Raw genomic sequence first — 12,976 nt, forward strand, 5'->3', positions numbered from 1 at the left:
TAAGCAATAAACCGGCTGGAGGGCCGGTTTATCATTGTCTGAGTTTTGTGATGATTTGACGGGCCTCATCGCTGGCAAGCCAGCTCCCACAATTCTTGTCTACAACCTGAGATCAATGTGGGAGCTGGCTTGCCAGCGATGGCGCCATCAGCCACAGCACATCAATGTCAGACCGCCGCAAACCGCTTATCCAGATAATCAATAATCACCTTGGATTCATACATCCAGGTTGTCTGCCCATTCTCATCAATTCGCAGGCAAGGCACTTTGATTCGGCCACCCTGTTCCAGCAGGGTCTGGCGATCCTGCTCGTTGTTCTTCGCGTCTTTCAGCGCCACCGGCACATTCAGGCGATGCAGGGCGCGGCGGGTTTTCACGCAGAACGGGCAGGCGTGAAACTGATACAGCGTCAGATCTTTCGCGGCAGCGTCGACTTGTGCCTGAGCAGCAGCGGGGCGTTTTGTCTTGCCCGGGCGGGTGATGAAATCGATGAAGATAACCAGTTGGCCGAGGCCGACACGAAGCGCTTTGACGAACACGTTGAAAGCCTCACGGTGCAAATGAAGAAAGGCGCGCAGCTTACCCGATTTTTCACGGGCGAAAAAAAACCGGCGATCAACGCCGGCTCTTTTCTGTTGCGAATTACTTGATGAGGCTGAGGAATTCGCTACGGGTTGCCGCGTTTTCACGGAATTCACCGAGCATCACCGAAGTGATCATCGACGAATTCTGCTTTTCGACGCCGCGCATCATCATGCACATGTGCTTGGCTTCGATCACCACGGCCACGCCCAGCGCGCCGGTGACTTGCATTACCGCGTCGGCGATCTGGCGGCTGAGGTTTTCCTGAATCTGCAGGCGACGGGCGTACATATCGACGATCCGCGCGACCTTCGAAAGGCCCAGCACTTTGCCGCTCGGGATATAGGCGACGTGCGCCTTGCCGATGAACGGCAGCAGGTGGTGTTCGCACAACGAATACAGCTCGATGTCCTTGACCAGCACCATCTCGCTGTTGTCGGAGCTGAACAGGGCACCGTTGGTGACCTCTTCGAGCGTCTGTGCATAACCGCGGCAGAGGTACTGCATGGCTTTGGCGGCACGCTTTGGCGTGTCGAGCAGGCCCTCGCGGGAGACGTCCTCGCCCAGTTGGCCGAGAATCGCGGTGTAATTCTGTTCCAGGGACATGAAACTACCTGTGGGGATTTTCGCAAAGGGCAAGGGTACGGTGGCGGACACAACCCTGCAAGTTCGGTGTGATGGCTTTATTCGTCGCGGCCTTCCATCATCGTCCGTTTCAGCATCACATAAACCGCGCCGGCGCCGCCGTGGCGGGCCTGGCAGGAGCAGAAGCCGAGGACTTGGGCGTGCTGGCGCAGCCAGGTGTTGACATGGCTTTTGATCATGGGCCGCTTGCCATCGAGGCGCACGGCCTTGCCGTGAGTCACGCGCACGCAGCGGATTTCGAACTTGGTCGCTTCGGCGAGAAAGGCCCAAAGCGTTTCCCGGGCCTTTTCCACGCTCATGCCGTGCAGGTCGAGGCTGCCTTCGAACGGGATCTGCCCGACCTTGAGCTTGCGCATCTGGCTTTCCTGCACGCCATCGCGGGACCACATCAGCTCGTCTTCCGGGCCGACGTCGATCACGAACTGGTCGGACAAGCCGTCAATGATGGTGGTGTCGCTGCGCACGGTGGCGGACTGACGCAGCTTGGCGATCTGCGCGCGGTCAGCCTTGGGTTTGCCGGTGTCGGCGCGGTCGTGCTTGATCGGCTTGACGCCCTGGATGGCACTTTTGAACAGAGAAAAATCGTCGTCTTGCATGTCAGCCTCCGCGAAGGGCGGCCAGTTTACCCAAGTCGACACAAAACGGCCCGGCAAAAAGCCAGGCCGTTGGGTCAGTCGTGTTTTTTCATCAGATGCGGGGCCATGTTCAGTTCCCGCGATTGCCGTGCGCGACGGCGGCAGCGGCGCCACAGGGCAACGCCGAAATACAGAAACAGCAAGCCGACGGCGAGCATGATTGCCGAGCCCAGCGGTGACGCGTTCAGGTCACCCAGCGCCGGCGGACGGCCGAGCAGGCTGGCTGCCCCGGCCATCGCCAGCAGCACGCCGAACGTCGCCAGAATGGCCGAGATCGCCGCGCCAAATCGAAAACGCCAGTTGCTTTGGCCTTTGGGCCGCAAACGGCGTGCGTCAAATCCATCGGATAACTTCATTCCGACCTTCCTCAATGGTATCGGCCCTTCGACCGGGAGTTGACCGGGTTGTTCCTGAGGCTATGGCATTTGCGGCAAATCAGCGGATATAGCGGATGAGCGGCGCCAATGCACCGCTCACAAGGGCAGGATCAGATCAGGTCCTGAGTCTTGGCCAGGGTGGCGAAGTTGTCAGCCATGATCGCCATTTCCGCTTCCTGCACGCGCTCGGCGCTGAGCACGCCGCCCTTGAACGGCAGATCGCGTGTCGCGCAGGCGTCTTCGACCAGAGTGCAGCGGAAACCGAGGTTCTTCGCCGCGCGCACCGTGGTGCTGACGCTGGAGTGACTCATGAAACCGCAAACGATCAGGTCCAGCGAGCCGAGGTTCTGCAGGCGCTCGAGTAGCTCAGTGCCATGGAAAGCGCTCGGCAGCAGTTTGCCGATAATGGTTTCATCACCCTGTGGTTCCAGACCAGGGATGAACTCGCCACGTTCGCCCTGCGGGTCGAACAGGCCACCAACGGTGCCGAGATGACGCACGTGCACGATCGGCCGACCGGCGGCACGGGCTGCGGCAACCACTTGTTTGATGTTCGCGACGGCCGCGTCCATGCCGCTCAGGGCCAGCGGGCCACTGAGGTATTCCTTCTGGGCATCGATGATGACCACGGTGGCATGGCTCAGGGTGGCCGCTGCGTAACCGCGGCCGCTGAGTTGAAACATCGTTTTTGGAACGGACATTCTGGGGCTCCTCGGGGTGGGGCTTTTGCGACATTGTCCTCTGGCTGAGCGGTTCTGTGAATCGCTACCATCGTAGGCGCCGTCGTTCTTGGCCTGCAGCCTTGTCAAGTTACACGTTCCGTTCAATGCCTGATGCAAAAAAAAGAAAACTCCTACCGGAACCGCGTGGTTTTTCCTGCGTCGTCGTCGCGCGTTTTGGCTGCTAGAATCGCCAGTCGTTTTTTCTGGAGTTCTACGCCGTGATCACTTCCCGACTTCGTACCCTGCGCGACCACATCCGTTGGGCCGTCAGCCGCTTCCATGGGGAGGATCTGTTTTTCGGTCATGGCACCGACAACGCCTGGGACGAGGCGCGCCAGTTGGTACTGGGCGCTTTGCACCTGCCTTGGGAAATCGCCGACAGCTATCTTGATTGCGCTCTGGAAGATGACGAACTGGTCAATCTGCAGCGCTTGCTCAAGCGCCGCATCGAAGATCGCGTTCCCACCGCCTACCTGCTCGGTGAAGCGTGGTTCTGCGGCATGTCGTTCATCGTCGACCAGCGCGTGCTGATCCCGCGTTCGCCGATCGGTGAGCTGATCGAAAACCGCTTTGCACCGTGGATCGGCAACGAACCGGCACGAATTCTCGACCTGTGCACGGGTTCAGGTTGCATCGGTATTGCCTGTGCTTACGAGTTTCAGAATGCCGAGGTAGTGCTCGCGGACCTGTCGTTCGAGGCGCTGGAAGTGGCCAACCAGAACATCGAGCGCCATGGCGTCGATGAGCGCGTCTATACCGTGCAGGGTGATGGCTTCGATGGCTTGCCGGGTCAGCGTTTTGACCTGATCGTGTCGAACCCGCCCTACGTCGACGCGGAAGATTTCGCCGACATGCCGGACGAATATCAGCACGAGCCGGAACTCGGTCTGGCCTGCGGTGGTGATGGTCTGAATCTGGTCCGGCGCATGCTCGCCGAAGCCGCGGATCACCTGACCGAGAAAGGTTTGTTGATTGTCGAGGTGGGCAACAGCCAGGTGCACGTCGAGGCGTTGTACCCGGAAGTCGATTTCGCCTGGCTGGAGTTCCAGCGTGGTGGGCATGGCGTGTTCATGCTGACAGCCGAGCAGTGCCGCGCGCATCAGGCCCTGTTCGCGTCCCGCGTCTAAGGTTGTGACAGATCGTTCCCACGCTCCGCGTGGGAACGATCAGTACGCGCTCAAGCCCTCAGCGGTGCGTAGCAATCCAGATCAACAACCCCGCCTGAAACACCGCAAACGCCACCAGACACGTAATGGTGAAGCGCAACCCGGCGTCTTCACGCTTGAACTTGCTGACTTTTTCTTCCTGCTTCTTCAGCTTCACTTCCTGCTCGGCGAGATTCTGTTCGGCCTGCTGCAGCATCTGCGCGGCTTCAAGAATTTCGACGATCTGCAGCTTTTCGCTGTTCCAGTCACCGAGCAGATCACCGACCTGCACCGCCTTGATGCTGCCTTTCAAATGCTGGGCATCGGCGTAAGCCACATCGAAACCGTGCACGCGCAGGAAATGGTCGCGACGCAAGCGAGTGTCTTCGTTGAGCGCGTCCTTGTTGTTCAGGTCCATGCCGTCCACGGTGTAGCCGGGCCAGCGTTTTTTCGCCCAGTTGATGCCTTGCGCGGCCATGAAACGACCAATGCCGCGATTCAGCGGTTCGATCTGCAAGCCACTGTCGGGACCGAAACTCACTCGTTTGTTCGCGTGGTCGACCCACACATCAAGATGATTTTGTTCTTTGCGCACACGCTGGTTGGGCAGCTTGATCGCCATGCGCATCAGGCTGCGCTCTTTGCTGTTGCGCTCGGCATAACCGAATTCGACAAAGCGCAACGGCCGGCCGCCGGTATTGCGGTCGGTCTGCAGCGGCGCCAGGCGGAGCATCTTGTGGTGCTCGGCCTGAACGTCCGCCCACGGCAGTTCGACCGCTGGCGGTGCGTCTTTTTCAGCGCTGGTGTCGGGTGAAGTCTGGGTTTCAGTCATAACGGCGAGATCCTGTCCAAGCCCTGCTTGCCGCCAGACGTTGCGCTGGCGACAAAGGCTTATCGGCCGTTTTCCGTGAGGCTGGAGGGTAAAACGCAGTTAACTTGCACGAATTCCGTCAATAAATTCGATGACGGCGGCGCCCAGTTCGGCGGCCAGGGGCAAATTCGGGTCCTTGTAGGAGGCCAATTGCCGCTTCATGTCGTTGTGGACGATGCGCAGCACGTGATTCATACCGTCGATCACCGTCAGTTGCGCGTCCGGTTTCGCCGCCTTGAGCAGCTTCGCGTCCTCGGTGCCGACCTGAATGTCGTTGCTGCCCTGGACAATCAGCGCCGGCATTTTCAGCTGGGCAAAGGCTTGCGCCGGGTCCTGACGGAACAGCGAAATCAGGTACGGCTGCACGCTCGGGCGAAAGATCACCTGCAACGGCTGCGGCACGTTGTCATCGGTATGGCCGGCCTTGAGGCTGTCGAGCAGCTCGTTGCTGCGCAGCATCAGTGGCGGCGGCAGGCTGCGCGCCAACTGTTCGCGGATCACTTCATCGACCGGCCGCGCGCTGCCAGACAGCGAGATCACCGCCGCTGCGTCCAGCTTCGGCGCGGCGAGACTGGCAATCAGCGCGCCTTCGCTGTGGCCGAGCAGAATCAGTTTGCCGAAACGCGGATCGGCCTTGAGCTTCTGCCCCCACGCCACCGCGTCCGCCGCGTAGCCTTCTACAGACAAATCACGTTCATCGGGAGCGGCCGCCAGGCTTGCCGCAACGCCACGCTTGTCGTAGCGCACGCTGGCGATGTTGTCTTTGGCCAGCACCCAGGCCAAGCGCTTGAGGCTGTCATTGCGCCCGCCGTCGGGGTTGTTTCCGTCGCGATCTGTAGGACCCGAGCCAGAAATCATCAGAACAATCGGCACCGGGCTGTCGGACTTGGGCAGCAACAGCGAGCCGAAAAGTTCGCCGCTGCCGGTGTCCAGAGTGACCGGGCGCTGTAGGACTGTCGCTTGGGCAAAGCCGGTAAAGAGGGTAAGACTCAAGATCAGAACTCGCAGCATCATCACGCCATCATTGGTCAAGGTGCCGGTTGGACTCGCCAGCACCACTAAGGTTCGAGGATGAACTACTCGGTTAGCCTGCGTATACTGGCGCGCATCAAGAATTCGGGTTTGATTTCACGGAGCGTCCTGCATGTCCGGCAATACCTACGGCAAGTTGTTCACTGTCACCACCGCTGGCGAAAGCCATGGTCCGGCGTTGGTCGCCATTGTCGACGGCTGCCCGCCGGGTCTGGAGATTTCCCTGGAAGATCTGCAGCGCGACCTCGATCGCCGCAAGCCTGGCACCAGCCGCCACACCACTCAGCGCCAGGAAGCCGATGAAGTCGAAATCCTCTCCGGCGTGTTCGAGGGTCGCACCACCGGTTGCTCGATCGGCCTGCTGATTCGCAACACCGACCAGAAGTCCAAGGACTACTCGGCGATCAAGGACCTGTTCCGCCCGGCTCACGCCGACTACACCTATCACCACAAATACGGCGAGCGCGATTATCGCGGCGGTGGCCGCAGTTCCGCGCGGGAAACCGCCATGCGCGTAGCGGCCGGTGCGATCGCCAAGAAGTATCTGGCCAGTCAGGGCATCGTCATCCGCGGCTACATGAGCCAGCTTGGCCCGATCGAAATACCGTTCAAGACCTGGGACTCGGTCGAAGAGAACGCCTTCTTCAGCCCTGACCCGGACAAGGTCCCGGAGCTGGAAGCCTACATGGACCAGTTGCGCCGCGATCAGGACTCGGTCGGAGCGAAGATCACCGTGGTCGCCGAAGGGGTCATGCCGGGCCTTGGCGAGCCGATCTTCGATCGCCTCGACGCCGAACTCGCCCACGCGCTGATGAGCATCAACGCGGTTAAGGGCGTGGAGATCGGCGCCGGTTTCGCCTGTGTCGCCCAGCGCGGAACCGAACACCGCGATGAACTGACGCCGGAGGGTTTTCTCAGCAACAACGCCGGCGGCATCCTCGGCGGCATCTCGTCTGGTCAACCGATCGTTGCGCATCTGGCATTGAAACCGACATCGAGCATCACCACCCCGGGGCGTTCGATCGACGTGAATGGCAACCCGGTCGATGTGATCACCAAGGGTCGTCACGACCCCTGTGTCGGCATCCGCGCGACGCCGATCGCCGAAGCGATGATGGCCATCGTGCTGATGGATCATCTGCTGCGCCACCGTGGGCAAAACGCCGATGTGCGCGTGAGCACGCCGGTGCTGGGCCAGCTCTGATGGCTGCGCTCAAAGCCGTCGCGGCATAACCGGCGTGGCGGCGCTTCCTTACTGGCGGCTGTCCAGTTTCTATCTGTTCTATTTCGCCTTGCTCGGTTCGACAGCGCCGTTTCTGGCGCTGTACTTCGATCACCTCGGCTTCAGCGCCGCACGCATCGGCGAGTTGGTGGCGATTCCGATGCTGATGCGTTGCGTGGCGCCGAACATCTGGGGCTGGCTCGGCGATTACACCGGCAGGCGTCTGGCCATCGTGCGCTTTGGCGCGGTCTGTACGTTGCTGACCTTTTCGCTGATCTTCGTCAGTCAGACCTACGCCTGGCTGGCGATGGTCATGGCCCTGCATGCGTTCTTCTGGCACGCGGTGCTGCCGCAGTTCGAAGTCATCACCCTCGCGCATTTGCAGGGGCAAACGTCGCGCTACAGCCAGATTCGCCTGTGGGGCTCGATCGGTTTCATCATCACTGTGGTAGTGCTGGGTCGGCTGTTCGAATGGCTGAGTCTGGACATCTACCCGGCGGCACTGGTGCTGATCATGGCCGGTATCGTTCTCAGCAGCCTGTGGGTGCCGAATGCGCAACCGGCGCAAGGCAATCGGCCGGCGGGTGAGGGCTTTCTCAAGCAATTGCGCCATCCCGGCGTGTTGGCGTTTTATGCCTGCGTCGCGCTGATGCAGGTCAGCCACGGGCCGTATTACACCTTTCTGACTCTGCACCTTGAACGCCTCGGTTACAGCCGTGGCGTCATCGGTATGCTCTGGGCCGTGGGCGTGGTGGCGGAAGTGCTGATGTTCATGGCCATGAGCCGCATTCTGGCGCGCTTTTCCCTGCGTCGGGTGTTGCTGGCGAGCTTCCTGCTGGCGGCGTTGCGCTGGGTGCTGCTCGGTTCGTTTGCGGAGTTTATCTGGGTGTTGTTGTTCGCCCAAGTGCTGCACGCAGCGACTTTTGGCAGCTTTCATGCGGCTGCCATCGCTTTCGTGCAACGTAGTTTCGGCGCCCGCCAGCAAGGTCAGGGCCAGGCGCTGTATGCGGCACTGGCCGGCACCGGCGGGGCGCTCGGTGCGCTGTATTCCGGCTACAGCTGGAATGCCCTCGGCGCGACATTGACCTTTAGTATTGCCAGTCTCGCAGCGCTTGCCGCTGCCGTTATCATTGCCACATGTATGCAAGAGGACAGGCCATGAGCCTTAGCCGTGAACAGCTCGCCCAGCAGATCGTTGACGCCGGGCGTTTTCTATATGGCCGTGGCTGGTCGCCAGCCACCAGCAGCAACTATTCGACGCGCCTGTCGCCGAGCGAAGCGCTGTTGACCGTATCGGGCAAGCACAAGGGCCAGTTGGGTGTGGATGACGTGCTCGCTACCGATCTGTCCGGCAATAGCCTGGAGCCGGGCAAGAAACCCTCCGCCGAAACCTTGCTGCACACCCAGCTCTACAGTTGGCGCGCGGAGATCGGTGCGGTGCTGCACACCCATTCGGTGAATGCCACGGTGCTGTCGCGCCTGACTCCGCAAGACTTCATCGAGTTCGAAGATTACGAATTGCAGAAAGCCTTCAGCGGCATTTCCACCCATGAATCACGGGTGCGTGTGCCGATTTTTGACAACGATCAGGACATTGCGCGCCTCGCCGCCAAGGTGCAGCCTTGGCTCGACGCCCATCCCGATTGCGTCGGTTATCTGATTCGCGGCCATGGCCTCTACACCTGGGGCGCGCAGATGAGCGACGCGCTGCGGCAGATCGAGGCCTTTGAATTCCTGTTTGAATGCGAGTTGAAAACCCGCAGTGTCATGAACCGCCAAGGCTGAGTTCACCAGAAACAGCCCGTTTGCCTGATGCCACGCGGCGCCCGACCGGTCTGCAAGAGCCGGACGGCGCCGCCGCTACCGAGGAATTGCCCATGAGCAGCCTGTCCGTTTATCACGTTTCCAGCCCTGAGATTCCCAACAAGGTGCTGACCCATTTCGAAGACATCGCCTCGACGCTGGCCGAGCAAGGCGTGCGTTTCGACCGCTGGCAGGCCGCCGCGAAGATCCAGCCCGGCGCCAGTCAGGAAGAGGTCATCGGCGCTTATAAAGAGCAGATCGACAAACTGATGACCGAGCGCGGTTACATCACGGTCGATGTGATCAGCCTCAACAGCGACCATCCGCAAAAAGCCGAACTGCGCGCCAAGTTCCTCGAAGAGCACCGTCACGGCGAAGACGAAGTGCGATTTTTCGTCGCCGGTCGTGGCTTGTTTACCCTGCACATCGACGATTACGTCTATGCCGTGCTCTGTGAAAAGAACGACCTGATTTCGGTTCCGGCCGGCACCAAGCACTGGTTCGACATGGGCGAACATCCGCACTTCGTGGCGATCCGTCTGTTCAACAACCCGGAAGGCTGGGTTGCCAATTTCACCGGCGAAGACATCGCCGGCCGCTTCCCGCGTCTGGAGGACTGAAACCGTGTCGATCAAAGCCATCCTCACCGACATCGAAGGCACCACCAGCGCGGTGAGTTTCGTCTTCGACGTGCTGTTTCCCTACGCCGCCGAACATTTGCCCGACTTTGTGCGCCAGAACGCTTCGCGTGCTGATGTCGCCGAACAGCTCGACGCCGTGCGTCGCGAGAGCAACGAGGCGCAGGCCGATGTTGAACGGGTTGTTGAAATCCTCTTGAGCTGGATCGCCGAAGACCGCAAAGCCACGCCGCTCAAGGCATTGCAAGGCATGGTCTGGGCGCAGGGCTATCAGGCAGGGCAGCTGAAAGGGCATGTTTATCCGGATGCCGTTGAAGCGCTGCAACGTTGGCATGCGGCCGGTTATCAACTGTTTGTTTACTCGTCCGGCTCGATCCAGGCGCAGAAACTGATCTTCGGTTGTTCGGAGGCGGGGGATCTGACACCGCTGTTCAGCGGCTATTTCGACACCACATCAGGGCCGAAGCGTGAGGCGCAGTCCTACCGCAACATTCAGCAGGCGGTGGGTGTTGAAGCCGATGAAATCCTGTTCCTGTCGGACATCGTCGAAGAGCTCGACGCTGCCCAGTCGGCCGGCATGAAGACTTGTGGCCTGGCGCGTGAAGGCGGGGAGTTGGCAGGGCACGTGACGGTTGACAGCTTTACTGGAATCGAACCGGAAGCGTTCTGACCCTACAGTAGATATGTGGCAGACATAAACAAACAGGCCGTGAAGCGCATGCTCAACGGCCTGTTTTTGTTTAAAGCAAATTACAACGAGTGATAGGTCGGCAGAGCAAAACGCTGCTGGCTCTGCAGCATTGCAATTTGCGGCAGCTCGCTGGCTTGTTCGGCCAGGTCGCGGCGGATCGCGCTGATCGCCCATGACAGTTGGTCGCCGGCATGCAGTTGCTGATACGAGAGGGCGCGTTTGAAGACTTTGCCGTCGCTGCTACGCAGAGTGAGCAGGATGCCACCGTCAGGACGTGGCGCAGTGCTGACTTCGTAGTTGGAGAACAGCGATGTAAATTTTTCTTGAATCAGGCTCATGTCATCAGCTCCGTATTTACTTGAATGGCAAGCATGCGGAGGTAGTTGCAGCGTTTGTGCCAGTATTGATGCGAATAAAATCCCTTTAAAATCAACAAGTTGAAGGCATTGCATTTTGCATGTGTCGTGCAATCTGCATGAATGGCCATCGTGCATCCTGCATTTTGCGTGATTTTTCTCCGTACAACGGAACCAAACGTCCGTACCAGAATCCGCTCTTCCCCGGAGGCGCGACGGGATACAAATCATTGCAAAAACCGCGTGTACAGCCCCGCGAGCACTGACGTACTTTCCTTCTCGACCCACGGCGTAAACGCGTCGGTCGCAGTCATTACCCGATAACAAGAACAGCGGTCTGCACGTCAAGATCGAACGGGGAGCTTTTATGCGTCACGCACCAAGCGACACGATTACCTGGGGCATGATGCTCCGCAAACTGCCGATGATCGCCAAAGCCATCCCCCGGGTGGTCAAGGGCATGAAGGTGGCCAATGTCACGGATCCGACCCAAACGTGTGGTCTGGGCTGGACGTTCGAGCAGGCGACGCTGCGCAATCCCGATGGTGTGGCGTTGTTGCAGGGCGATGTTGCGTTGACCTACACGCAGGTCAACCAGTGGGCCAATCGCATTGCGCATTACCTGAGCGAGCAGGGCATCGGCAAAGGCGATGTGGTCGCGGTGTTCATCGAGAACCGTGCGGAATTGCTGGTGACAATCCTGGCGCTGGCCAAGCTCGGCGCGGTCAGTGCGCTGCTCAATACCTCGTTGATGCGCGACACGCTTGTTCACAGCATCAATCTGGTTGCGCCGGTGGCTATTGTGGTTGGCGAAGAACTGACCGCTGCCTATGCCGGCGTGCGTGATCAGGTTGCGATCGCCGCGCCGCGCACCTGGTTCGTCGCCGATCAGGACACCCACAGCCATCCGGGCATCGCGCCTGAGGGCTACGTCAATCTGATCAGCGCCAGTGCTGACGCCAGTAGCGATAACCCGCCGAGCAGCGCGCAGATTTTCTTCGACGATCCGTGTTTCTACATCTACACCTCCGGCACCACCGGCCTGCCCAAGGCCGGTGTTTTCAAGCATGGACGCTGGATGCGCAGTTCGGCGAGCTTCGGCATGATCGCCCTCGATATGCGCCCGGATGATGTCGTTTACTGCACCTTGCCGCTGTATCACGCCACGGGCCTGTGCGTGTGCTGGGGATCGGCGATCAACGGCGCCTCGGGTTTCGCCATCCGCCGCAAGTTCAGCGCCAGCCAGTTCTGGGGTGACGTGCGCCGCTATCGCGCAACCACCATCGGCTATGTCGGTGAGCTGTGTCGCTACCTGGTCGAGCAACCGGTCAGCGCCGATGACAGCCGCCACGACGTGCGCAAGATGATCGGCAATGGCTTGCGCCCCGGCGCCTGGGCCGAGTTCAAGACGCGTTTTGCCGTCGAGCACATCTGCGAGTTGTATGCCGCGAGCGACGGCAACATCGGTTTCACCAACATCCTCAATTTCGACAACACCGTCGGGTTTTCGCTGATGGCCTGGGAACTGGTCGCTTACGACCATGACAGTGGCGAGCCGTTGCGCGGCGATGATGGTTTCATGCGCAAGGTCGGCAAGGGCGAGCAGGGCCTGCTGCTGGCGCGGATCGACGACAAGGCACCGCTGGACGGTTACACCGACCCGCAGAAAACCGCCCGCGTCGTCCTCCACGATGTGTTCAACAAGGGCGATCGCTTTTTCAACACCGGCGACCTGCTGCGCAATATCGGTTTCGGCCATGCGCAATTTGTTGATCGCCTCGGCGATACCTATCGCTGGAAGGGTGAAAACGTGTCGACCACCGAAGTCGAAAACCTGTTGCTGCAACATCCATTGATCGCTGAAGCCGTGGCCTACGGTGTGGAAATCCCCAACACCAACGGGCGTGCGGGGATGGCCGCAATCACTCCCGCCGAATCGTTGGCGACGCTGGATTTCGCTGAATTGCTGAGTTTCGTCCGGCAACGTATGCCGGCTTATGCCGTGCCGTTGTTCTTGCGGGTGAAAGTGAAAATGGAAACCACCGGGACCTTCAAATACCAGAAGACTCGCCTGAAAACCGAAGGCTTTGACCCCGGGCTTACCGGCGATGACCCGATCTTCGCCTGGTTGCCCGGCAGCGAAACTTACGTGCATGTCAGTGAGCAAATCCTCGCTGAAATTCAACAGGGCAAACATCGATATTGAGTGTGGCTATCGGGGCGCTCGGAAAAAACCGAGTGACAGCCACCGTCGCGC

The 12,976-nt window shown here is 60.0% G+C and carries 15 protein-coding genes; 7 read left to right on the plus strand and 8 right to left on the minus strand.

Features of this window, described 5'->3' with window-relative positions:
* Window positions 1–167 precede the first annotated feature (167 nt).
* The 5 genes from BXA01_RS24580 to BXA01_RS24600 all read right to left on the minus strand — a co-directional run bounded on the left by BXA01_RS24580 (window position 168) and on the right by BXA01_RS24600 (window position 2,940).
* Window positions 168–539 (minus strand): glutathione S-transferase N-terminal domain-containing protein, encoded by a 372-nt coding sequence (locus BXA01_RS24580; RefSeq protein ID WP_076566801.1) that lies wholly within the window; start codon window positions 537–539, stop codon window positions 168–170.
* Window positions 540–642: 103 nt separating this feature from the next.
* Window positions 643–1,188, minus strand: a complete 546-nt coding sequence (gene folE / locus BXA01_RS24585; RefSeq protein WP_016773769.1) for a GTP cyclohydrolase I FolE — start codon at window positions 1,186–1,188, stop codon at window positions 643–645.
* Between the two features lie 77 nt (window positions 1,189–1,265).
* Window positions 1,266–1,823: a Smr/MutS family protein gene (locus BXA01_RS24590; protein WP_016773770.1), complete on the minus strand. Its 558-nt coding sequence runs from the start codon at window positions 1,821–1,823 to the stop codon at window positions 1,266–1,268.
* Between the two features lie 74 nt (window positions 1,824–1,897).
* A complete protein-coding gene (locus tag BXA01_RS24595; RefSeq protein ID WP_041479344.1) occupies window positions 1,898–2,218 on the minus strand; it encodes a hypothetical protein in 321 nt (106 codons plus the stop codon).
* Window positions 2,219–2,349: 131 nt separating this feature from the next.
* The gene (locus BXA01_RS24600) at window positions 2,350–2,940 is read right to left on the minus strand and encodes a cysteine hydrolase family protein (RefSeq protein ID WP_016773772.1); all 591 of its coding nucleotides are present in this window, start codon (window positions 2,938–2,940) and stop codon (window positions 2,350–2,352) included.
* 239 nt (window positions 2,941–3,179) lie between these two features.
* Here BXA01_RS24600 and prmB point away from each other — a divergent pair, with 239 nt between their 5' ends.
* Entirely contained in the window at window positions 3,180–4,088 is a 909-nt protein-coding gene (gene prmB / locus BXA01_RS24605; RefSeq protein ID WP_076566804.1) for a 50S ribosomal protein L3 N(5)-glutamine methyltransferase, read from the plus strand.
* Window positions 4,089–4,146: 58 nt separating this feature from the next.
* Here prmB and BXA01_RS24610 read toward each other — a convergent pair whose 3' ends face one another.
* The gene (locus BXA01_RS24610; protein WP_076566807.1) at window positions 4,147–4,938 is read right to left on the minus strand and encodes a hypothetical protein; all 792 of its coding nucleotides are present in this window, start codon (window positions 4,936–4,938) and stop codon (window positions 4,147–4,149) included.
* A gap of 99 nt (window positions 4,939–5,037) precedes the next feature.
* Complete coding sequence (locus tag BXA01_RS24615; protein ID WP_076567819.1) at window positions 5,038–5,991, minus strand: alpha/beta hydrolase; 954 nt, start codon at window positions 5,989–5,991, stop codon at window positions 5,038–5,040.
* Between the two features lie 130 nt (window positions 5,992–6,121).
* Here BXA01_RS24615 and aroC point away from each other — a divergent pair, with 130 nt between their 5' ends.
* From aroC to mtnC, 5 genes are all read left to right on the plus strand, one after another.
* On the plus strand, window positions 6,122–7,213 hold the full coding sequence (gene aroC / locus BXA01_RS24620) for a chorismate synthase (RefSeq protein WP_024012223.1): 1,092 nt from the start codon (window positions 6,122–6,124) through the stop codon (window positions 7,211–7,213).
* Window positions 7,214–7,247: 34 nt separating this feature from the next.
* Window positions 7,248–8,393, plus strand: coding sequence for an MFS transporter (locus BXA01_RS24625; protein ID WP_076566810.1), 1,146 nt, complete (start codon window positions 7,248–7,250; stop codon window positions 8,391–8,393).
* Window positions 8,390–9,016 carry a methylthioribulose 1-phosphate dehydratase gene (locus BXA01_RS24630; RefSeq protein WP_016773777.1) on the plus strand — a complete coding sequence of 209 codons (627 nt, stop codon included), beginning with the start codon at window positions 8,390–8,392 and terminating at the stop codon, window positions 9,014–9,016. Before BXA01_RS24625 ends, BXA01_RS24630 begins: the two co-directional genes overlap by 4 nt.
* Window positions 9,017–9,108: 92 nt before the next feature.
* A complete protein-coding gene (locus BXA01_RS24635) occupies window positions 9,109–9,654 on the plus strand; it encodes a 1,2-dihydroxy-3-keto-5-methylthiopentene dioxygenase (protein ID WP_076566812.1) in 546 nt (181 codons plus the stop codon).
* A gap of 4 nt (window positions 9,655–9,658) precedes the next feature.
* Window positions 9,659–10,342, plus strand: a complete 684-nt coding sequence (gene mtnC, locus BXA01_RS24640) for an acireductone synthase (RefSeq protein ID WP_076566815.1) — start codon at window positions 9,659–9,661, stop codon at window positions 10,340–10,342.
* Window positions 10,343–10,422: 80 nt separating this feature from the next.
* Here mtnC and BXA01_RS24645 read toward each other — a convergent pair whose 3' ends face one another.
* Window positions 10,423–10,701 carry a DUF3509 domain-containing protein gene (locus tag BXA01_RS24645; protein ID WP_016773780.1) on the minus strand — a complete coding sequence of 93 codons (279 nt, stop codon included), beginning with the start codon at window positions 10,699–10,701 and terminating at the stop codon, window positions 10,423–10,425.
* A gap of 385 nt (window positions 10,702–11,086) precedes the next feature.
* Here BXA01_RS24645 and BXA01_RS24650 point away from each other — a divergent pair, with 385 nt between their 5' ends.
* Entirely contained in the window at window positions 11,087–12,925 is a 1,839-nt protein-coding gene (locus BXA01_RS24650) for a long-chain-acyl-CoA synthetase (protein WP_076566818.1), read from the plus strand.
* Window positions 12,926–12,976: the final 51 nt, after the last annotated feature.

The organism is Pseudomonas sp. B10 (assembly GCF_900156235.1).
Taxonomy (GTDB): Bacteria; Pseudomonadota; Gammaproteobacteria; order Pseudomonadales; family Pseudomonadaceae; genus Aquipseudomonas; species Aquipseudomonas siliginis.